Annotated in this window: 20 protein-coding genes and 3 pseudogenes; 14 read left to right on the top strand and 9 right to left on the bottom strand. The window is 56.1% G+C overall.

Features of this window, described 5'->3' with window-relative positions; translation table 11 throughout:
* The first annotated feature begins 782 nt into the window (after nucleotides 1-782).
* From AB4O23_RS18645 to ggt, 4 genes and pseudogenes are all read left to right on the top strand, one after another.
* Complete coding sequence (locus tag AB4O23_RS18645) at nucleotides 783-1118, top strand: LysR substrate-binding domain-containing protein (protein WP_223271416.1); 336 nt, start codon at nucleotides 783-785, stop codon at nucleotides 1116-1118.
* A gap of 165 nt (nucleotides 1119-1283) precedes the next feature.
* Nucleotides 1284-1709 (top strand): VOC family protein, encoded by a 426-nt coding sequence (locus tag AB4O23_RS18640; RefSeq protein WP_135196279.1) that lies wholly within the window; start codon nucleotides 1284-1286, stop codon nucleotides 1707-1709.
* A 113-nt stretch (nucleotides 1710-1822) separates the two neighbouring features.
* Nucleotides 1823-3083, top strand: a pseudogene (locus AB4O23_RS18635) (cation:dicarboxylate symporter family transporter).
* Between the two features lie 249 nt (nucleotides 3084-3332).
* Nucleotides 3333-4997 carry a gamma-glutamyltransferase gene (ggt, locus tag AB4O23_RS18630; RefSeq protein WP_460089743.1) on the top strand — a complete coding sequence of 555 codons (1665 nt, stop codon included), beginning with the start codon at nucleotides 3333-3335 and terminating at the stop codon, nucleotides 4995-4997.
* Between the two features lie 156 nt (nucleotides 4998-5153).
* Here ggt and AB4O23_RS18625 read toward each other — a convergent pair whose 3' ends face one another.
* Nucleotides 5154-5543, bottom strand: coding sequence for a winged helix-turn-helix transcriptional regulator (locus AB4O23_RS18625; RefSeq protein ID WP_012724350.1), 390 nt, complete (start codon nucleotides 5541-5543; stop codon nucleotides 5154-5156).
* A gap of 112 nt (nucleotides 5544-5655) precedes the next feature.
* On the opposite strand from AB4O23_RS18625, the gene namA reads away from it, so the two are divergent.
* The 4 genes from namA to AB4O23_RS18605 all read left to right on the top strand — a co-directional run bounded on the left by namA (nucleotide 5656) and on the right by AB4O23_RS18605 (nucleotide 8906).
* Nucleotides 5656-6696, top strand: a complete 1041-nt coding sequence (namA, locus tag AB4O23_RS18620) for an NADPH dehydrogenase NamA (RefSeq protein ID WP_099491992.1) — start codon at nucleotides 5656-5658, stop codon at nucleotides 6694-6696.
* Between the two features lie 68 nt (nucleotides 6697-6764).
* The gene (locus tag AB4O23_RS18615; RefSeq protein WP_099549809.1) at nucleotides 6765-7148 is read left to right on the top strand and encodes a nuclear transport factor 2 family protein; all 384 of its coding nucleotides are present in this window, start codon (nucleotides 6765-6767) and stop codon (nucleotides 7146-7148) included.
* Nucleotides 7149-7217: 69 nt separating this feature from the next.
* Complete coding sequence (locus AB4O23_RS18610; protein ID WP_460084640.1) at nucleotides 7218-8237, top strand: alpha/beta hydrolase; 1020 nt, start codon at nucleotides 7218-7220, stop codon at nucleotides 8235-8237.
* Nucleotides 8238-8468: 231 nt separating this feature from the next.
* Nucleotides 8469-8906, top strand: a complete 438-nt coding sequence (locus AB4O23_RS18605) for a nuclear transport factor 2 family protein (RefSeq protein ID WP_046036384.1) — start codon at nucleotides 8469-8471, stop codon at nucleotides 8904-8906.
* A gap of 72 nt (nucleotides 8907-8978) precedes the next feature.
* On the opposite strand, the gene AB4O23_RS18600 is transcribed toward AB4O23_RS18605, so the two are convergent.
* Nucleotides 8979-9854 carry a LysR family transcriptional regulator gene (locus tag AB4O23_RS18600; protein WP_046036268.1) on the bottom strand — a complete coding sequence of 292 codons (876 nt, stop codon included), beginning with the start codon at nucleotides 9852-9854 and terminating at the stop codon, nucleotides 8979-8981.
* Between the two features lie 153 nt (nucleotides 9855-10007).
* On the opposite strand from AB4O23_RS18600, the gene AB4O23_RS18595 reads away from it, so the two are divergent.
* A complete protein-coding gene (locus AB4O23_RS18595; protein WP_169985955.1) occupies nucleotides 10008-10589 on the top strand; it encodes a TetR/AcrR family transcriptional regulator in 582 nt (193 codons plus the stop codon).
* On the opposite strand, the gene AB4O23_RS18590 is transcribed toward AB4O23_RS18595, so the two are convergent.
* Together AB4O23_RS18590 and AB4O23_RS18585 are read right to left on the bottom strand one after the other, a co-directional pair.
* Nucleotides 10586-11251: an NAD-dependent epimerase/dehydratase family protein gene (locus AB4O23_RS18590; RefSeq protein ID WP_099549806.1), complete on the bottom strand. Its 666-nt coding sequence runs from the start codon at nucleotides 11249-11251 to the stop codon at nucleotides 10586-10588. The genes AB4O23_RS18595 and AB4O23_RS18590 overlap by 4 nt on opposite strands.
* Nucleotides 11248-11918: pseudogene (locus AB4O23_RS18585) on the bottom strand (NAD(P)-binding oxidoreductase). Before AB4O23_RS18585 ends, AB4O23_RS18590 begins: the two are co-directional and overlap by 4 nt.
* Before the next feature lie 295 nt (nucleotides 11919-12213).
* Here AB4O23_RS18585 and AB4O23_RS18580 point away from each other — a divergent pair.
* Complete coding sequence (locus AB4O23_RS18580) at nucleotides 12214-13416, top strand: pyridoxal phosphate-dependent aminotransferase (RefSeq protein ID WP_267863837.1); 1203 nt, start codon at nucleotides 12214-12216, stop codon at nucleotides 13414-13416.
* Between the two features lie 33 nt (nucleotides 13417-13449).
* Here AB4O23_RS18580 and AB4O23_RS18575 read toward each other — a convergent pair whose 3' ends face one another.
* Both AB4O23_RS18575 and AB4O23_RS18570 read right to left on the bottom strand, forming a co-directional pair.
* Nucleotides 13450-14082, bottom strand: a complete 633-nt coding sequence (locus tag AB4O23_RS18575) for a TetR/AcrR family transcriptional regulator (protein ID WP_010656563.1) — start codon at nucleotides 14080-14082, stop codon at nucleotides 13450-13452.
* A 109-nt stretch (nucleotides 14083-14191) separates the two neighbouring features.
* Complete coding sequence (locus AB4O23_RS18570; RefSeq protein WP_223271414.1) at nucleotides 14192-14575, bottom strand: helix-turn-helix domain-containing protein; 384 nt, start codon at nucleotides 14573-14575, stop codon at nucleotides 14192-14194.
* Between the two features lie 58 nt (nucleotides 14576-14633).
* Between AB4O23_RS18570 and AB4O23_RS18565 the strand changes: the two genes are divergently transcribed.
* From AB4O23_RS18565 to AB4O23_RS18550, 4 genes and pseudogenes are all read left to right on the top strand, one after another.
* Nucleotides 14634-15215 (top strand): TetR/AcrR family transcriptional regulator, encoded by a 582-nt coding sequence (locus AB4O23_RS18565; RefSeq protein ID WP_010656561.1) that lies wholly within the window; start codon nucleotides 14634-14636, stop codon nucleotides 15213-15215.
* Nucleotides 15216-15266: 51 nt separating this feature from the next.
* Nucleotides 15267-16370, top strand: a complete 1104-nt coding sequence (locus tag AB4O23_RS18560; protein ID WP_135196274.1) for an alkene reductase — start codon at nucleotides 15267-15269, stop codon at nucleotides 16368-16370.
* 70 nt (nucleotides 16371-16440) lie between these two features.
* Nucleotides 16441-17184 carry an SDR family oxidoreductase gene (locus AB4O23_RS18555; protein WP_460084643.1) on the top strand — a complete coding sequence of 248 codons (744 nt, stop codon included), beginning with the start codon at nucleotides 16441-16443 and terminating at the stop codon, nucleotides 17182-17184.
* A 155-nt stretch (nucleotides 17185-17339) separates the two neighbouring features.
* Nucleotides 17340-17489: pseudogene (locus tag AB4O23_RS18550) on the top strand (FAD-dependent oxidoreductase); the annotation flags it as partial.
* On the opposite strand, the gene AB4O23_RS18545 reads toward AB4O23_RS18550, so the two are convergent.
* From AB4O23_RS18545 to AB4O23_RS18535, 3 genes are read right to left on the bottom strand one after another with little or no spacing between them, the layout of a single operon-like run.
* Entirely contained in the window at nucleotides 17486-18064 is a 579-nt protein-coding gene (locus AB4O23_RS18545) for a flavin reductase family protein (RefSeq protein WP_135196272.1), read from the bottom strand. The pseudogene AB4O23_RS18550 and the gene AB4O23_RS18545 overlap by 4 nt on opposite strands.
* Nucleotides 18065-18120: 56 nt before the next feature.
* The gene (locus tag AB4O23_RS18540) at nucleotides 18121-18570 is read right to left on the bottom strand and encodes an SRPBCC family protein (RefSeq protein ID WP_135196271.1); all 450 of its coding nucleotides are present in this window, start codon (nucleotides 18568-18570) and stop codon (nucleotides 18121-18123) included.
* Between the two features lie 44 nt (nucleotides 18571-18614).
* Nucleotides 18615-19001 (bottom strand): nuclear transport factor 2 family protein, encoded by a 387-nt coding sequence (locus AB4O23_RS18535; RefSeq protein ID WP_032885487.1) that lies wholly within the window; start codon nucleotides 18999-19001, stop codon nucleotides 18615-18617.
* Nucleotide 19002: the final 1 nt, after the last annotated feature.

Genomic DNA, 19002 nt, shown 5'->3' with positions numbered 1-19002 from the left:
TTGCTGGGCCCCGGGCTTGCCGCTCCAACAATGTAGGCGGTAAAAACGAGTAGAAGGTGGTGGAAATCAAATGACATCAGTCGACCCTCGAGCTGCTTGTAATAGCTCGCAGCTTAAGTGTTCATAAGCTATTCGTCATTGGGTTCTTTAGCTGAATTTTCTGGCTTATTTGATTCTCATCTCGTGGGACTGGATCGCGCTCAATGGGATGTTTTCCATCGCCAACTTCCTGTAGTCCTACGCCGAGTTTGCCCCTGCCAATCCCGTCATCAGCGTGTGATTTTTCGAGATTTGGGCTGCTAGACCTTAGACTGGGGGCATCCTTTTCGAACCATCCAAAGCATGCCCTCAGATATGCCCCCAATGTAGCAATGCACTGGAGGTGGATGGATCTCCATGGTCCTTGAAAAGGCAGAAGTGATCGGATAAACAGCCCGCCATCCGGCCCCTAGAGACTCTCAGGGTCGCCAAAAAACATTTTGACTTGGCTCTAGGGCGGTAGTTACAGCCTGAAAAAAACGAATTATGCCCCCAGTTACGCCCCCATTCACACCGGGCGTACGAGCGATCGCGAACGGCGATTGCCGACACGGACCTGGGTGGCCGTGGCTGGTATTCAGTGCGCCTCCATATACTGGATGAGCAACCCGAATGGGGCAAATCCGTGGTCGCTCGGAAGAGGATTATGGGTTGTGAGTTGATATCCCTAAGCGGACTTTTCGGGTCTGTCTCTCTTCATCTATCCAGAAATTGGCTCGCGAGATGCTCATGCTCTGCGCGATGTGCAATGCGCGGTTGCCAGGGGGATCGATCCGCGTGTCCATCGACTCCAGTCGCCTAGACACGGAATCAGCATTGAGACGGGGCCGCTGATCTCGGATAGTTCGGAGGCGCTTTTACAGGCTGCTGTGGAGAGCGCAGGGATCATTCTGACGCCTGATTGGCTGGCCGGTGCGGCGGTGCGTGGTGGCACGCTTGTACAAATATTGAGGCAATGGGAAGGAGCGGCAACGGGTGGTATCTATGCCGTGATGCCCCCGGGGCGGTGGGTTCCGACGAAGACAAGGGTGTTTGTCGATAAAATTACCCATGCGATTCAGGGGGGCTGGGAGCAGTAAAAAGAGATTGCCGATTAACAAAATAAAATTGTGCTTTTGAAAAATTTATATTGATTTTTTTTAAGTTGGTTCGGCTTTAGCATAAATCCACCTTCAAAAAGCCGTCGGGCAGCGACCACGGTGTCCGGCACCACAAACCAATAAAAAATTGTTATCGGAGTCCTGATGAGTCTTTCTCCTTTCCACCTCGCAATCCCTGTGTATGACCTGGCCGCCACACGTCACTTCTACGGTGAGGTATTCGGTCTTTCCGAAGGTCGCTCCAGCGACCAATGGGTAGACTTCGATTTCTACGGCCATCAACTGGTCATCCATGAGCACCCTAAGACTGCTTCGCAGGAAAGCGTGCACAGCAACCCGGTAGACGGCCACGACGTGCCGGTTCCGCACTTCGGCATCATCCTGGAGTGGGCACAATGGGAAGCCCTGGCCGAGCGCTTGAAAGCGCGCGCAACCAAGTTTGTGATCGAACCCTACATTCGCTTTAAAGGCCAGGTCGGCGAGCAAGCCACCATGTTCCTGTTCGACCCGTGCGGCAACGCGCTGGAGTTCAAGGCGTTCAAGGATATGAGCCAGCTCTTCTCTAAATAATAAAAACCTGGCGCACGCCAAAGAGTGCGTCAGGAAAATATAAATGAGCTGGAAGCTCATGAATCTAGCTACTGCCGTCACGCAGTCCTTTCATTCCAACAAAAAGGCTAGACATGAAACGTATCCCCTTAGTTTGGCAAATCGTTGCCGGGCTGTTGCTTGGCGTGCTCGTGGGTTGGTATTTCAATACCCACCCGGAAAATCAAGTTTGGGTCAGTACCGAAATCCTTAAACCGCTCGGTGATATCTTCATCAAGATGATGAAAATGGTCGTCGTGCCGATTGTTTTCTGCTGCATGATCCTCGGCATTGCTGGGGGCGGTGATAACAAATCGTTCGGTCGTATGGGCGCAAAGTCGTTGATCTACTTCTTTGCAATCACCAGTCTCGCCATCGTGCTTGGCTTGTGCTTCGCCAACATGTTCGAGCCGGGTAAAGGCACCGAAATCGCGGGCATCGCGCACAACGCAGCAGCCGTGCATATGGAGCCGTCGAAAGGCGCGCTGATCATCCTGCAGAACATCGTGCCCGATAACGTGATTGTCGCGATGTCGGAAGGGAAGTTGCTGTCGGTGCTGTTCTTTGCGGTGCTGCTGGGCATGGCGTTGAACACGTTGCCCAAAGCCAAAAGTGCGCCGGTTGTAGCGGTTGTGCAGGGCTTCTCCGACGCCATGTTCAAGGTGGTGTCGTTTGTCATGGCTCTACGCACCGATCGGTGTATTCGGCATGATCGGCGCCACTGTAGCGACCTTCGGATTTGCCTCGTTGCTGCCGTTGCTCAAGTTGATCGGTGTGGTGTACCTGGCGCTGATTACCTTCGCCCTGGTGATGCTCGGCGGTATCTGCTACCTGATCGGCGAAAACGTCTTCAAGTTGATCAAGTACTTCCGCGATGAGCTGATCCTGGCCTTCTCCAGTGCAGCTTCTGCGGCTGTCATGCCGCAGTTGATGACCAAGCTGGAAGCCTACGGCGTGCCTCGGCGAATCGTCAGCTTCGTGGTGCCGGTGGGTTATGCGTTCAACCTGGACGGTGCTTCGATCTTCCTGGGTGTGGCGACGATCTTCATTGCCCAACTCTATGGCATCGATCTTTCGTTGACTCAGCAAATTCTGCTGGTGGTCACGATGGTGCTGACGTCAAAGGGCGCTGCGGGTGTACCTGGGTTCGCCATCATCATTCTGTCGGCTACTTTGGCGTCTGCCGGGCTGCCGCTGGAAGGGGTCGCGTTGATTGCCGGGATCTTCCGGATCATCGACAGCGGCACTACCACCTTGAACGTGCTGGGTAATGCAATCGCACCCCTGGTTATCGCCAAGTGGGAGAAAGCCCCCCTGGAGCGAAAAAGCTCAGTAGGGGTCGAGCAGAACGCTTAATCAGCAACACACAAGAGCCTTCCACGTTAACCGCGTCGAGGGCTCTTTTTTTGGCTGACAAACCAATAAGAAGTTGTTGCGTGTTGATTCTTTTCAGGCGCCCGTGTGCTCGGTTCAGATAAATAATCGTGCCCTGTTAGTTGCCACTGTGCTGCCATTATTTATAAAAAAAACAGGTGGTCTATGTGCAAGAAATCAGTGTTCTATCGGACGCGTCGCTGCGTCGCACTATGGATGGTGTTGCTATTTATGGGAACTTATCAACTGGCGGTCGCCAGCCCACGCACGGCGTTGACGCACTCTGCGGTGGCCGTACCTGACCAATTTGCTGCGGACACCGCCAACGCAATCTTTGCCAAAGGCGGGAATGCCGTGGATGCGGCTGTCGCCGTTGCCTTTTCCCTGGCCGTGACCTACCCCGAAGCCGGGAACATCGGCGGAGGCGGTTTCATGACCGTCTACTTCAAGGGCAAACCCTACTTTCTCGATTACCGCGAGCGTGCGCCGCTGAAAGCGACGCGAGACATGTTCGTCGACAGCTCGGGTAAAAAAGTGATTGCTGCCGACCAACCGCAAGGCAGTGTGATCGGCCACCGGTCGGTGGGTGTGCCGGGGACGGTCGCCGGTCTGTGGGAAGCGCACAAACGTTTTGGCAAGCTCAAATGGACGCAGCTGATCGAACCGGCCATTCACTATGCGCGCCATGGTTTCGTCGTCGATGAAGCACTGGCCAGTATCGCTACGAGCGAAAACGAAAAACGCTTCGCCGGTAAAACCAACTTCGCTGAACATTTCGGCAAGCTGCAGGTCGGTACCACCTTTAAGCAGCCCGAACTTGAGGCGGTACTCCGACGCATCGCCGCGCAAGGTCCTAAAGGATTCTACGCCGGTAAAACCGCTGCGTTGATCGTGACCGATATGAGTGCCAATGGCGGGCTGATCAGCACGCAGGACCTGGCCGACTACAAAGCCGTGTGGCGAGATCCCATACAAGCCAACTGGAATGGCTTCCAGATTGTCACCGCTCCACCGCCCAGCTCCGGCGGGGTCGCGCTGGTGCAACTGTTGAAGATGAAAGAGATGCGCCGCGAGGATTTCCAGGGCGTGCCGCTCAATTCCGCGCGCTATATGCACCTGGTGGCGGAGATCGAGAAGCGGGTGTTTGCCGATCGGGCGCAGTACCTGGGCGATCCGGATTTTTACACGGTGCCGGTGCATGAGTTGATCGACGAGCACTACCTGGCGGGCCGGGCGTCGCAGATCAATTTGTCGGTCCCTTCGGACACCAATAAGGTCGTCGCCGGCCTGAATATTGAATCGCCGGAAAAACCCCAGACCACGCACTTCTCAATCGTCGATAAATGGGGCAATGCCGTTTCCAACACCTACACGCTCAATGGCTTTTTCGGCTCCGGTGTGGTCGCAGAAAAAACCGGTATTTTGCTAAATGATGAGATGGATGACTTTTCGGCACTGGCGGGGGTGCCCAATCAGATGGGCGTCGTGGGCACTGATACCAATGCTATCGAACCCGGAAAGCGGCCATTGTCTTCGATGACTCCGACGATTTTCCTGAAGGACGGCAAGGTCGCCCTGGTCATTGGTACACCGGGTGGCTCGCGGATTTTCACGTCGATCTTTCAGGTTGTCAGTAACGTGTATGACTTCCACCTAGGGCTAAAAGACGCGGTGGGTACGATGCGCTTTCACCACCAGTTGCTGCCTGCCAACACGATCTTCTGGGAGCCCTACGCGCCGATTTCCGGGCAACTGGCGGCGGACCTTGACGTCGCTGGCTACTACCTGGCTAACCAGGGCTTCAACGGTGATATTCAGGCAATCCGCGTTGAGCACGGCGTGCCTGAACCCGTATCTGATCCCAGGGGGAGGGGCGTCACGTCCATCGCCAAGTAGCGGGTCAATCCGCTCGTCTGGCTTACGAGCATTTGGCCAGAAGCACTCGGTAAGGGGGTGGTCATCCAGGTGGATCGAGATCCACCAGAGCCCACGCCCCAGTGCTAGTTCTTTATCCTGCGCTGAGGCGTTCGCCTGCCTGACAAGAATCTAAAGTTAGGCGAGCGACTCAAATGAATTTGCATCAATCTCAGCGCGCCTGAATGCCAGGATTGCATGCTCATGCACCGCTCCCCACTCCCGCATCGCGCTGATCAGTGGGGCAAGCGTGTTGCCTAATGCTGTTAGGGAATACTCGACCTTGGGCGGGACCTCTCGATAGATTTCGCGATGGATAACCTTATCTGTCTCCAGCTCTCTGAGTTGTAGTGTGAGCATTCTCTGGGTCACATCTGGCATCAGCCGACGCAATTCGTTGAACCGCTTCGTTCCTGACATCAGATGGAACAGTATGAGCGATTTCCATTTGCCGCCGATGACATCCACCGTAAAGGCGACAGGACAGGCAAACGCTTCAACTTCACTCTGTGGGGTGCATTTCTTCAAAGGGATCTCCTAGGTATAAAAAATGTACCTACAGCACAAAAATGTGCGTACTTACGCGAATCGGATGCGCACGTTAACATTATTCCATATCGATCACTATGGAATTAGTTAGATGAGTTTGCTGCTGTCTCCTCATGAAATCAAAGGCCTTAAACTGAAAAACCGCGTCGTTATGTCGCCGATGTGCATGCACATGGCTGCCGATGACGGCTTTGTCACTGAGTGGCACCGAGTGCATTACGGTGCTCGCGCCTTGGGGCAGGCGGGGCTGATTTTCCCGGAAACGCTGGCAGTCCACGCCGACGGTCGTATCGGGGCCGGTGACCTCGGTATCTGGAGTGACGCACACATCGTCGGCTTGAAAGCGCTGACCGAACTGCTTCACAGCTTTGGTGCCAAAGCCGGTGCTCAGATCGGCCATGCGGGGCGCAACGCTGACCTGCCCAATCTCATTCACATCGCGCCATCGGCTATCCCGTTCACGGAAACCAGCCCTGTGCCTCGCGCACTCGCGGCTGACGAAATTCCGGGTTTGGTGAAACTCTATGGCGATGCCGCACGACGTGCCAGTGACGCGGGCTTTGATGTGCTTGAGATTCATGCCGCGCATGGCTATTTGCTGAATGAGTTCCTCTCCCCACTCGCCAATACCCGCGACGACGAATATGGCGGTGATGCCAAGCGTCGCTATCGCTTCCTGCGCGAAGTGCTGGAGGAAGTCAAAACCCATTGGGGCGATCGTCCTCTGTTTGTCCGTATCTCCAGCTCTGATTACGCCGAAGGCGGGAATACCCCCGAGTCGTTCCTTGAATACGGTCGCTGGATGAAAGAGCAGGGCGTCGATCTGATCGACTGCAGCTCCGGCGGGATCAAGATGATCAAGGTTCAGACCTATCCTGGTTACCAAGTCCCGGCCGCTGAGTTGCTGCGCAAAGAATTGCATATTGCGACGGGTGCGGTGGGTGTCATCCAGAGTGGGCGTCAGGCCGAAGACATCCTGCAAAACGGCCGAGCTGACTTGGTGTTTGTCGGCCGGCAAATGCTGCGTGATCCGTTCTGGGTGCGCACTGCAGCAGATGATTTGAAAGAAATCATTGAGATTCCTGCTGCCTACACGCGTTACGGCTCTGTATGGCTTGATACCCAAGCCTGAACTTGTCCACGTCGAACGCGCGCCGCTGCGGCGCGCTAATCCTCAATCCTATGAAGCAGGAGTTAACCATGAGCAAACCTACTTACGTACACGAATACCACGCCATCACCGAGGTGCTGAACCAGTACATCGAGGGCTGCAAGCAAGCAAAAAGCAGCCTCATGAAGCCTGCTTTCAATGAGCAAGCGACCATGTTTAGCGTCGATGGCGACGGTAAGCTGGCCGGTGGCGCAATTCCAATCCTGTTCAAGGGGATTGATGAGGGTTTTCGCCCCTCTCCAGATGCACCGGCAGCTATCGTCCGCATTGAGATTGTCGGTACGGCGGCTAGCGCGCGCATCGACGCCAACGACATGTCAGGCATTTCTTTCACCGACTTTTTCCATCTGCTGAAAGTCGATGGCAAGTGGACGGTCGTCAGCAAGATCTTTCACACCCACGTCGCGCCTTGAACCTCTGTCGTCCTTGAGTCTGCTGTAGCTGATTGCTTCCCGGCACTCAGCCATACAAATGGAACCGTCATGAAAACCCTTACCTCCGCTCTCGCTTTTACGGTCGTTACTCTTGCGCCGGGTAGTGCCTCCGCCACCACATACCCGGGAGTTGAGCACAACACGGCGAAACTCTTGCAATCGCTTGAAGGTGTGCCGACGCTCGATTCCATGAAGCCGGTCGATGCCCGTGCCGCGCTGGCGGGCGCCCAGGCTGCCCCTCAAGTGGCCTTGCCGGCAGCTGATGTCAGTGAGAAGACGATCCGCGTCAACGGCAGCGATCTGAAGTTGACCATCGTGCGCCCGGTCGGTAGCCAACAGAAGACGCTGCCCGCGTTCATGTATTTCCATGGCGGCGGCTGGGTGTTGGGCGACTTCCCGACCCACGAACGACTGGTGCGTGACCTGGTGGTAGGCTCGGGTGCGGTGGCGGTCTTCGTCAACTACAGCCTCTCGCCAGAGGCGGCATATGGCGTCGCCACCGAGCAAGCCTATGCCGCGACAAAATGGGTCGCCGAACATGGCGAAGATATCAAGGTAGACGGCACTCGCCTCGCCGTAGCCGGCAATAGTGCTGGCGGGAACATTGCCGCCGTAGTTGCCCTGATGGCGAACGAGAAGGGTGGACCTGCACTGCGCTCGCAAGTGTTGCTGTGCCCAGTGACAGATTCCAATTTTGACACGCCGTCGTACAAGGAGTTTGCCAACGGCTATTTCCTGACGAAGGACATGATGGCGTGGTTTTGGGACTATTACGCACCCGACGCCGAGACACGCAAACAGATTTACGCTTCTCCACTGCAGGTCACGCCCGAACAGTTGAAGGGCTTACCGCCGACGCTGATCCAGACAGCCGAATTCGATGTCCTGCGCGATGAAGCTGAAGCTTACGGCCGCAAGCTCGACGCTGCGGGTGTGCCTGTGAAGACGGTTCGCTACAACGGCATGATTCACGATTTCGGTCTGTCGAATGGCTTCAGCCATCTGCCGACGCCGCGCAGCGCGATTGCGCAGGCTTCTCAGGAACTCAAGATCAACCTGAGCAAGTAATTTCAAAAACAAAGAACCCGTAGGTCACGGTGAAACTGCGGGCTTCGTCATTGAAAACACCTCGTCATCTCATAGCGAAGCTGCTTGCGCACAGTCGAATTCCGGAGTTTCTGCTGCGTTTGTGCGGTTGAGCATGTTTCAATAATTGCACTCATTATGAAGAGCGACTAAATGAAAGTTATATCTATTAAGCAGTTGTTTATTTGGGTCTTGATTTCGACCTTTGGCGCGATGGCTCAAGCGGAAAACGCACCAGGTGGCCCACAAGTTCTCAGCAGTAAAACAGTCAGCAAAGCTACGTATGTAGAAGACTATCAAGCTATTACAGAGGTGCTTAACAAGTATATTGAGGGTTGCAAGCAGGCCAAGAGCAGTATTATGAAACCCGCTTTCAATGAACATGCGACGATGTACAGCGTCGGTGCCGATGGCAAGTTGGACGGCGGCGCGATTCCAATCCTGTTCGAGGGAATTGACAAGAATTTCCGTCCATCTCCCGACGCGCAGGCCGCGATTACTCGTATTGAAATCGTCGGTAATGCCGCGAGTGCTCGTATCGACGCCAACGGCATGTCAGGCCTCTCTTTCACCGACTTCTTCCAGTTGCTGAAAGTAGAAGGCAAGTGGACGGTCGTTAGCAAAATTTTCCAAACCCATGAAGCGCCTTAACTAGTTAGGGCAGCGCTGAAAATTGAGTTCGAAATCGAAGATGAGTTTCACGAAGTACTCGTCAGCACTTATCTAATGCTTCTTCACTGCATGCTCGGTAATCAGTTGAGCCAGTAGTTTTACTGGCTCAGTTAGACTGCGACGTGCACGGTGCACCAAACCAATATCGCGATGGAATGTACGTTGTTTCAGGTCGATTGCACGTACCTCGGCAGGCCATTCTTCACGGGTGGCCGTTTCTGGCACCAAGGCGACTCCAACGCCGTTTGCAACCAGTTTGACGATTGCATCCAGTTCATCGAGCTCGCAGACTTCGTGCAATGAAAAATGGGTTTGTCGCAGAAACCTATCCACTTGGCGTCCGCCGAAGGATGATCGGTCATAGCGTATAAAGGGTTGGCTCGATACCAATTCAGCCCAATCGTCTCCCGGCATATCGGCGGGGACGATCAGCCGGTAAGGTTCTCGCGCCAAGGTTGTCCAGCGCAGATCACTGTGAAGCGAGAAGGGCGGGCGGATTATCGCGGCCATATCGATTTCGCCTGAATCGACTTGGTTCACCAACTCCATCGACAAGCCGGGGAGCACTCGCGTCCTGCATTGCGCAGATCGTTGATGAAATTCAGCCAGGGCGTCTGGCAAGAAGGAGCGCTGAACCGAGGCAATCGCTCCAATGGTGACCAAAACGTTTGCAGGAAGACCCACCGATGTCGAGCCCAGATCTTTAAATTGGCGTACCAGTTCCTGACCCTGCGCCAAAACCTGGTGACCCATTCGATTTAGCTGAGCCGAGCGTCCCTTACGGTCGAATAGCTGTACCCCTAGCTCCGCCTCAAGGCGTTGCATCTGGGCGCTGACGGCGGCTTGGGTGAGGCCGATTTTGCTGCCGGCAGCCGCAAATGTGCCTTCTCTCGCCACAGCGATAAGTGTTTTCAGTTCTTTGATCATGCTCAAATAATAATTATGTTTTGCTTCGAAATATATTTATATTTTTGTCGCTGAAGCGCTACGTAAAATTGCTTCCGATACAGGTGAACAAACGTCAGGCGCTCTAACGGGCGCCTGACGCTAGATCATTTTTTTGCTAGCATGCGCGGCATTATGAAGAAACCCGCCCATGACATGCGCCAGCACATCATCGATGTCGCCAGGTCGCTGATGACCCAGAAAGGTTACACCGCCGTCGGCCTTACCGAGCTGCTCGCGGCAGCGGGTGTACCTAAAGGGTCGTTCTATCACTACTTTCGATCAAAGGACGAGTTCGGCCAAGCGCTGCTCGAAGAGTACTTTGACGAGTACCTCACGCGTGTCGATGTGCAGTTGGCCAGTGAGGGCTCCGGCGCCGAACGTCTGCTGAGCTATCTACGCTATTGGGCCGAGACACAGGCGTTTGATCACACCGATCAAAAATGCCTGGTGGTCAAATTGGGGGCGGAAGTGTGTGACCTGTCCGAAAACATGCGCGGTGTGCTTGAGAAGGGTACTGCCCTGATTATTGAGCGGATGGTTCGTTGTGTTGAGCAGGGTAAAGCGGATGGCTCCATAAGTGCGTCGATTGACTCAGCAATATTGGCTGAAGCGCTCTACCAGATGTGGCTGGGCGCCTCGTTGTTGGTCAAGGTCAACAGAACACGCGAGCCTTTTGATGCTGCGCTTGATATGAGCCGACGCTTGTTGGCTTAGTTTCGATCGGCAGGCTTGGTCATGCTGCTCGATGGCACCACATGAATGCCAGGCTCCTGACTGATCGCGGCTTCAAGCAATGCCCGCGCAATCAGCGCCGGGGGATTGAGACGCCAGCGTTCAGGTAACAGCGGCGATGCAAGTTTGAGCATCCGGATCAGTGCACGCTCGGCATGGCGCACCTCCTCACGCTTGCCTCCGATGACACCCGGCCGCACGTACGTCAGCGATTCAAACCCCACCCTCGCCAGATCCTGTTCCAGGCGGCCTTTGACCTGGTTATAGAAAAACGAAGATCCCGCATCTGCGCCGATAGCCGAATTGAGCACGTAGGTCGGCGTTCCATGCGCGCGTGCGAGCCTGGCCACTGCCAATGGATAGGTGTGGTCGACTCGCTCGAAGGCTGCTCTGGAGCCAGCTGTTTTAAGCGTGGTACCCAGCGTGCAGATCACAGCATCTGCTTGCCAGCGATCAGCCTGTTCGTCCAAGTGATCAAAATCGATGGGCGTGGCGATGAGTTTAGGGTGCGCCGCCAAAGTCTTGCGTGTTGGCGCGTAGACCTTGCCGACGCGCGGATCCGACAGGGCCAGATCCAGTACATGGCTGCCAACCAGCCCGCTTGCGCCGACCAGTAGCAGCTTGAATGTTGTGGGTTCGTTCATGCTTGAGTGCTATCCGGCACAAAACTCTGGATAGCCTCGTTGACCGGTGTGCTGCCTTGGGTCAGTTCGATAATGACGCGACTGACGCCGGGCTGTTCGATGATCTGCAACAAGGCTGCGGCGACATCGTCGCGCGGCACGTCGCCATAGGGGATAGCCAGGCCAGCGTGGACCTTGCCACTGCCGGGTGAGTCCAGCAAGGTGCCGGGGCGCAGAATGACCCAATCTAGATCGCTTGCGGCCAAGTGCACATCGGCGCGCTTTTTCACGGACATGTAGTTTTCGAACGTCTCGGAAACTGATTTTCCACGCGATGCCTCTGGAAACGCCGACACAAGAATAAAGCGCTGAATGCCCGCCAACTCAGCCGCGGCTACGGACAGCTCAAGGCCGTGACCGTCGATGGCATCCGTCATCTGCTCGCCGCCTTTGCCGCCGGCACCCGCCGCGAATACCACGGTATCACTGCCCGCCATCAGCTTGGCCAGAGCCTCTGTGTCGAGGTCAAGCAAGTTACCCGCCACGGGATGGCGCCGAGTGCTTCGAGTCCCTCGGCCTGTTCCGCATGACGGTATAACGAATGTGGTTCATGGCCTCGGTCTGCCAGTTGTCGAGCAAGGCTTCGGGCCACTTTACCCGAACCACCGACGATAAAAACTGAGTGCATAGTTCCTCCAGATCAGGCGATGTTTCAAAAATGTCCCCCTCAAGCGAACCTGCAAACGCGCTCGGCGAATGCACGCTGAGGGTTATTCTATATTGGTCACTACAGAAACTGTCAAGCGCCTGGGAGATTTGGCCCCGGGCACGTGCCTTGTCTTCAATCGGCGCAAGAGGCCAAAAAAATCAGCCCGGAATAAACAAATAAAATTGATTTTTTGCATCCATATATATTGTTTTAATTGTCTGCTGGAGGCCGCTAGCATTGATGCACTATCAACAAAAGCTCAAAGAGTGGCCCCATGCAATTGCTCGGAAATTTGCTGAAAGCGGTTAAACCCTCGCCAACGCTGGTAATCACGCGCAAGGCGGCAGAGTTACGCCGCAATGGGGCCGATATCATCAGCCTGTCAACCGGCGAGCCGGACTTTCCAACCCCCGATCACATCAATGCGGCTGCCAAGGCGGCGATTGATGCAGGCCAGACCCGCTACACCGATGTAGACGGCACTCCAGAACTCAAAGCGGCGATCGTTCGAAAATTTCAGCGTGAAAACGGCATCACCTACGCGACAGACGAAATCAGCGTCGGCACCGGCGGTAAGCAAGTGCTGATCAATGCGCTGCAGGCCACCCTTAACCTCGGGGATGAAGTCATCATTCCTGCGCCTTACTGGGTGTCCTATCCGGACATGGTGCGCCTGGCGGGGGGCACGCCCGTGGAAATCCGCTGCGCGGCCCATCAGCATTTCAAGATCACCGCCGAGCAACTCCAGCAAGCCATCACGCCGCGTACCAAGTGGCTGATTTTGAATTCGCCAAGCAACCCGACGGGTGCGGGTTATAGCGCGGCAGAGCTTGATCGGTTGGGCGCCGTATTGTTGGAGCATCCGCAGGTCTACGTGCTGACGGATGATATGTACGAGCACCTGAGTTACGACGGTTGGGTGTTTTCCACGCTGGCTTCGCAGGTGCCGGCGTTACATGGTCGCGTGCTGACCGTGAATGGCGTTTCAAAGGCGTATTCAATGACGGGCTGGCGCATTGGTTATGCGGGCGGTCCTAAACCGTTGATCGCCGCCATGGCCACCATTCAATCGCAGACCACGAGCAACCCCTGCGCAATATCCCAGGCGGCTGCCGTGGCAGCGCTGGACGGGCCTATCGATTTTCTGGCTGAGCGCAATGAAGTGTTTCGTCAGCGCAGGGATCTTTGCCTGGACGCTTTTAACACCACTCCCGGCCTGGTATGTCGCCGTCCGGAGGGCGCTTTTTATCTCTTCCCTTCATGCTCGGGGCTGTACGGGCGCAAAACGCCTGCAGGAGCGGTGCTGACTAATGACGTGGATGTCTGCCAGTACCTGCTCGAAGCCGCACAGGTGGCGGTGGTACCGGGGAGTGCGTTTGGGTTGGAGGGTTATTTCCGCATCTCCTTTGCGACCTCCACGGTGCTGCTGGAGCAGGCATGCGCGCGCATCAAGGCTGCGTGTGAACAGCTTGCTTGAATGCAGCGCGTGGTTTGGCGGAGTTGGTTCCAGTCAAGCTGACAGGGAAGGGCTCAGCATCGCTACGGCTGTTGCGCCGATGCCTTGCAGATCTTCCCTGCTGGCAGCGTCATGTGCCTGCAGGGACATGCCTTCGAGCAATGTATTCAAGGCAGCGGCGAGCAGGCGAGTGTTGGTTTCCGGTTTGAGCTGACCTTGTTCCACTGCGCGATCCAAGCGCTGCTGTAAGTAGTCACGGCCTTCCTGGCGCAAGGCCTTTAGGGTCGCGGTGACTTCACCGGCATCGTCGGAGACATTGACTGCCGCGAGGACGACCATACAGCCGCAGGGCGCCTCGGGTTCGGTCAAGATCGACGCGGAGGTGTGGAAGAACTCGCTGATGGCAAGCACGATGTCGGGCTCGGTGTCCATGCGCTCCCACGTGGCATCCCAGAACGTCGCTTCGTAGTAGGCAACCGCTTCGAGAAACAACTTGGCTTTGTTGCCGAACGCCGCATACAGGCTGGGAGGGCTGACGCCCATGGCTGAACACAATTCCGCCACAGAGGCCGGCTCGTAGCCACGCCTCCAAAACACTGCCAGCGCCTGCAGCAGAGCCTGGTCTCGATCAAACGCGCGCGGGCGTCCTTTTGCGCGTGGAACAGAGATTGGGGTGGAGTTGGTCATTGAGTGCAGCACCTTGGGGGCGTATCGCCAGACGAGCATGCCTGGAAGAAAGTTCTGCCCAATGATACACAAAATGAAATTTTCGGTTGCGTAGCGTAATTCTGAGCTTTCAGTTCGGCCGTGACGGGTGCCCAAGGGCCGGTACGTTGTATCGCTCAAGCACGTGGCCAATACCGCTCAATAGCGGTATCACATGCTTCGCAATATCATCGGCGACTGCGGTGGGCACCATCTCTGCGTTTCGGCGAAAAAACAGTGGGTCCTGAAAAACCAGCCTGAGTTTGGACAGGCTGTTGCTGACCGCAGGTTGCCCAATGTTCAACCGCTCGGACGCCCTGGTGACACTTTTTTCCTGATACAGCGCAGCGAAGATCACCAGGCAATTGAGGTTGAATTGCGCAAGGCACTCGGTGTTGAACGTTGACGTGGGGGGAAGGGTGTTCATGAGCTTGACCCTGTCATTTGTCTTCGTTCGCCGTTGGTCGTAGAACATGAGGCTATTCTAAAATTTACTAGACGACCGGTCTAGTTTTAATTAGGATGGCTGCATTATGAAAAAGCATCATTCTGAAACACGCCAACACATCCTGGATGTCGCCAGGACGTTGATGACTCACAAAGGCTACACCAGCGTAGGGTTAGCTGAGGTGGTAGCGGCTGCGAGCGTGCCTAAAGGTTCGTTCTACCACTACTTCAAATCCAAGGAAGAATTTGGTCAGGCATTGCTTGAGCAGTATTTTTCCGACTACCTCGCAACAGTCGACACGCTGTTGATGGGTTCTGCACCCGCCGCGCAAAGGCTGCTGAGTTACTTCCAGTATTGGGCGCAAACCCAGTGCTCTGATTTGCCTACCGACAAGTGCCTGGTGGTCAAGTTGGGCGCCGAGGTCTGTGACCTCTCGGAGGGCATGCGCCTGGTGCTCGACCGAGGCACGCAGGCTATCCACGCAAAGCTTGAGCGCTGTATTGAGCAGGGGCTTGTCGATGGCTCGATCACGTCCACAGCGCCAAGCGCGACGCTTGCGCAATCGCTCTATCAGGTTTGGCTCGGCGCTTCGTTGATGATGAAGATCGGCAAGCGCGACGACGCCTTTGAAACATCCCTGACTCTGGCAAAGCGACTTTTGTCGTAGTTATTTTTTACCAACTTACTAGACGACCGGTCTATTTAATTGAGGTCTTTCATGACAGACAACGCCACTCGTACCGACTTATTCACCCCCATCAACCTGGGCGCGATGAAACTCGCCAACCGTATTTTGATGGCGCCTGTAACCCGTAGCCGCTATGCCGAAGATGGCATCCCCAACGAGCTGCACGCTGAGTATTACGCTCAACGCGCCACCGCGGGCTTGATCGTCGCCGAGGCCACCAATATTTCCGCGCAAGGCCGCGGTTACGCGGCCACCCCCGGCATCTGGAGCGAGGAGCAGGTTGCGGGCTGGAAGAAAGTCACGGACGCCGTGCATGCCGCCGGCGGGAAGATCGTCAGCCAGCTGTGGCATGTGGGGCGGTTCTCCAGTGTCGAGTTGCAACCTGACGGTGCCTCACCAGTCGCACCTTCCGCGATCAAGGCTGAAGGCGACACCTATACCACCAACGGCTTCGTTCCGGTGTCGATGCCACGGGCGCTTGAAACCGATGAGATCCCGGGGATCATCGAGCAGTACAAGCGTGCTGCCGAGAATGCCAAGCGTGCCGGTTTTGATGGTGTAGAGGTTCACTCAGCTAACAGCTACCTGCTGGACCAGTTCCTGCGGGACTCGACCAACCATCGCACCGACCAGTACGGCGGCTCCATCGAGAACCGTGCGCGTCTGACCCTGGAAGTGACCGAAGCAATCGTCAAAATCTGGGGCAACGACCGTGTTGGCATTCGTTTGTCGCCGGTGACGCCTGATGCCGGCAACACGCCGCCCGACAGCAATGTCATGGCGATGTATGGCTACCTGATCCAGCAACTCAATGCATTCGATCTGGCTTACCTGCACTTCGTTGAAGGCGCTACCGCCACCTCGCGTGAAGTACCGGAAGGCGTGGACATGGACGCATTGAGCGCGCAGTTCAACGGGCCCTTCATCGGCAACAACAACTACGACCTGGACATGGCTATTGAGCGCCGCGCCCAAGGCAAGATCGACGCGGTAGCGTTTGGCCGCCTGTTTATCTCGAACCCGGACCTGGTCGAGCGCTTGCGTCGTGGGGCCGAACTGACCATCGCACCGCGCGAGTCGTATTACGGCGGCGGCGCCAAAGGCTACACCGACTGGCCTGTCGGCAACTACTGATCCGCTTATATCCGCGATAACCCCAAAAACTGCCCGCACAGACGGGCAGTCACCAACGAGAGGAACGCCCATGAACTATCTGCAGAATAAAACCGCGATCATCACTGGCGCATCGTCCGACCTGGGTGCTGCATCGGCACGTGCCTTGTCCGAGAAAGGCGTTCGAATTGTCGCAGCAGCCCTGGACCAGCAAGGCCTGGACGCCATCGTCAGCGAACTGAAAGGCAAGGGCGGTGAAGCGGTAGGTCGCGTCAGCGACGTTACCAACCCTGAGGATATGAAAGCGCTCGCGCAATTCGCCCAGGACTCTTTCGGTTCGGTGGATATCCTGATCAACAACGCAGGCTTGATGCTGTTTTCCAACTGGGTCGACCTGGCCACCGATGATTGGGAAAAGATGATCAACGTGAACATCAAAGGCTACCTGCATGGTATCGCGGCGGTGTTGCCGTTCATGCTGAAACAGAAGTCGGGCCAGATCCTGAATATGGATTCGGTCGCCGGTCACCAGGTCGGACCTGCTGCAGGTATCTACAGCGCCACTAAGTTCTTCGTGCAGGCCATGACTGAGTCGATGCGCAAAGAGCTGGGCGTGCAGCACGGCATCCGTGTCAACACGGTCAGCCCGGGTGTGATCAACACCGGTTGGGCCGATAAAGTCACCGACCCGGCAGGCCGTAAAGCGGCTCAAGAGCTGAATAAAATCGCTATCTCGCCGGACGACATTGGTCGCGCAGTGCTGTATGCACTGAATCAGCCTGAAAACGTCACCGTCAACGACCTGATAATTTCGCCGACCCGCCAGGATTGGTAAGTCATAAGCGTTGAAATCACCCAGCCCAGGCACCGGCGCAACGCCGTGTGCCTGGGCGCTACAGGATCCGTCCTGTGCTCCCGAGTAAAAGCACTGAGACCCTTCAATGAAATTCGTATTTTGATTGTCGACGGTGGCGCTGGCGAAGAGCCTGCGTGACGCTGGAAGGATGGTTTGCGCGGGCGTTCTATGCATCGCTGTACCGCATACCGCAAGTCGCGCGCTATGGCCTGGTACCCTATGCATTACTGATGTCGGGTAACCATCTGGGGCCAGGCACCGAGCCTCGGTTGAGACTGCATTAGATCACTGATGGAGTTAGCGCTTCTCCGATCGCATAAAAGTGGCCGCCTGCGATGTAGTGCAGGCTACGAAAATCCGGGTGCGCACGCTCAAAGAGCCAATGACCGTCGCTGAATACCCGTGTGTCGGCCCAGGCAGCGACGACTTCACCGATAAACAGGTCGTAGGTCAACTGGTTGTGCGGTTCGGGCAATAGTTTGCACGCAAGCCAGGCCGAGCAGCCGGCCACGAATGGCACGTCATGGCCGCTGGTACTGAATAGCTCCACGCCGCTATGAGCCAGCTTCTGTGGATCTTCCTGCAGGCTGACGCTGCCGACATCGCGGGTCAATTGCAGCTGTGCCACGGTGGGAACCTGAATCACAAAGAGGCCGCTACGCTCTACCAGTTCGCGGGTTTTGGCGATCTTGTCCAGCACCACAGTGACTTTGGGTGGTGAGAAATCCAATGCACAGGCCCATGCCGCGGCCATCACATTTCGAGTCTCCTCGTGTTGAGCAGATACCAGCACGGTGGGGCCGTGATTGATCAGCCGGTAGGCCTTTTCAAGCGGCACTTCGGCAATGTGGTCGTGCATCGTAACTCCAGAAAAATTAAACCCCGCATCCATTGCTGGAGCGGGGTAGGGCACATTCACGCGGTGGCGGTTTGGTTCAGGTAAACCTGGAGGCTTTCATGCCCGCCGACAATGAGCGACTCGATGGTCGAGGTCCATTGCCCCTGGGGATCAGGCTCGCGCGTGTCGAAGGTCGAAGACCACAGAATCACGGTTTTCTGCTCGCCGGTCAGCGGGATCAGTCGCACGGTCAACACGTAGTTGTCGACGGGCAGTGGCGCTTCAACGAAGCGGTAGGAGAACTGCAGATTCACCGCGTCTACCGACAATAACTGCTCGCGCAGAATGGCGCCGTCCTGCAACGTCAGCCTACGGATGCAACCGACCAGACCGTCCGGCTGACCGTCTTCGATGACGCTCTGCGGGATCGCCGGGTGCCACTGGCTGATTTTCCCGAAGCGCTTGAGTACATCCCAAACGCGCTCGGCGCCGCCATCTACGACGGCACTGTATTCAACTTTTGCCATGATTCATCACCTTAAGAAACAGCATTACGTTCAGGCTGCTCGGGTCAGCCTTCAAACTGGTGATAAACCTTAGCGATCACCTTCCAGGTGCCGTCGATTTTGATCAGTGTCAGGTAATCGTTGTAGTCGGCACCGATCGCGTCCTTTTCCATGTCCACCCGTACCACGGCGGTGGTTGGGGTGATCGCCAGCACGTCCAGGCGAGTGCTGATATCCGGGGCCGTGCCATTAGTGCGGACGAAGTCGAACAGGTTGCTGATCGGGCCGCCCAACAGTTTGCCGTTGGTGAAGCCGTACATCACCGCTTCCTTGTGGAAGGCCTGCTCCAGCACCTCCGGGCTGCCGGCACGCAGGCCGTCTGCGTATTGCTGGGCCACGGCGACAACGGCGTTGTAGTCCTGGGTGGGTACAGCTTTGATGTTTTTGCTCATG

This window comes from Pseudomonas sp. H2_A10 (genome assembly GCF_054680085.1).
The sequence above is the reverse complement of the archived record's forward strand: the minus strand, read 5'-3'. Positions and strand labels throughout refer to the sequence as shown.

What these genes read in the sequence shown, in the direction of transcription:
- AB4O23_RS18640 (WP_135196279.1), top strand. Translation starts at nt 1,284, where the DNA reads ATGAGTCTTTCTCCTTTCCACCTCGCAATCCCTGTGTATGACCTGGCC.
- ggt (WP_460089743.1), top strand. Translation starts at nt 3,333, where the DNA reads ATGGGAACTTATCAACTGGCGGTCGCCAGCCCACGCACGGCGTTGACG.
- namA (WP_099491992.1), top strand. Translation starts at nt 5,656, where the DNA reads ATGAGTTTGCTGCTGTCTCCTCATGAAATCAAAGGCCTTAAACTGAAA.
- AB4O23_RS18615 (WP_099549809.1), top strand. Translation starts at nt 6,765, where the DNA reads ATGAGCAAACCTACTTACGTACACGAATACCACGCCATCACCGAGGTG.
- AB4O23_RS18610 (WP_460084640.1), top strand. Translation starts at nt 7,218, where the DNA reads ATGAAAACCCTTACCTCCGCTCTCGCTTTTACGGTCGTTACTCTTGCG.
- AB4O23_RS18605 (WP_046036384.1), top strand. Translation starts at nt 8,469, where the DNA reads ATGGCTCAAGCGGAAAACGCACCAGGTGGCCCACAAGTTCTCAGCAGT.
- AB4O23_RS18600 (WP_046036268.1), bottom strand. Translation starts at nt 9,854, where the DNA reads ATGATCAAAGAACTGAAAACACTTATCGCTGTGGCGAGAGAAGGCACA.
- AB4O23_RS18595 (WP_169985955.1), top strand. Translation starts at nt 10,008, where the DNA reads ATGAAGAAACCCGCCCATGACATGCGCCAGCACATCATCGATGTCGCC.
- AB4O23_RS18590 (WP_099549806.1), bottom strand. Translation starts at nt 11,251, where the DNA reads ATGAACGAACCCACAACATTCAAGCTGCTACTGGTCGGCGCAAGCGGG.
- AB4O23_RS18580 (WP_267863837.1), top strand. Translation starts at nt 12,214, where the DNA reads ATGCAATTGCTCGGAAATTTGCTGAAAGCGGTTAAACCCTCGCCAACG.
- AB4O23_RS18575 (WP_010656563.1), bottom strand. Translation starts at nt 14,082, where the DNA reads ATGACCAACTCCACCCCAATCTCTGTTCCACGCGCAAAAGGACGCCCG.
- AB4O23_RS18570 (WP_223271414.1), bottom strand. Translation starts at nt 14,575, where the DNA reads ATGTTCTACGACCAACGGCGAACGAAGACAAATGACAGGGTCAAGCTC.
- AB4O23_RS18565 (WP_010656561.1), top strand. Translation starts at nt 14,634, where the DNA reads ATGAAAAAGCATCATTCTGAAACACGCCAACACATCCTGGATGTCGCC.
- AB4O23_RS18560 (WP_135196274.1), top strand. Translation starts at nt 15,267, where the DNA reads ATGACAGACAACGCCACTCGTACCGACTTATTCACCCCCATCAACCTG.
- AB4O23_RS18555 (WP_460084643.1), top strand. Translation starts at nt 16,441, where the DNA reads ATGAACTATCTGCAGAATAAAACCGCGATCATCACTGGCGCATCGTCC.
- AB4O23_RS18545 (WP_135196272.1), bottom strand. Translation starts at nt 18,064, where the DNA reads ATGCACGACCACATTGCCGAAGTGCCGCTTGAAAAGGCCTACCGGCTG.
- AB4O23_RS18540 (WP_135196271.1), bottom strand. Translation starts at nt 18,570, where the DNA reads ATGGCAAAAGTTGAATACAGTGCCGTCGTAGATGGCGGCGCCGAGCGC.
- AB4O23_RS18535 (WP_032885487.1), bottom strand. Translation starts at nt 19,001, where the DNA reads ATGAGCAAAAACATCAAAGCTGTACCCACCCAGGACTACAACGCCGTT.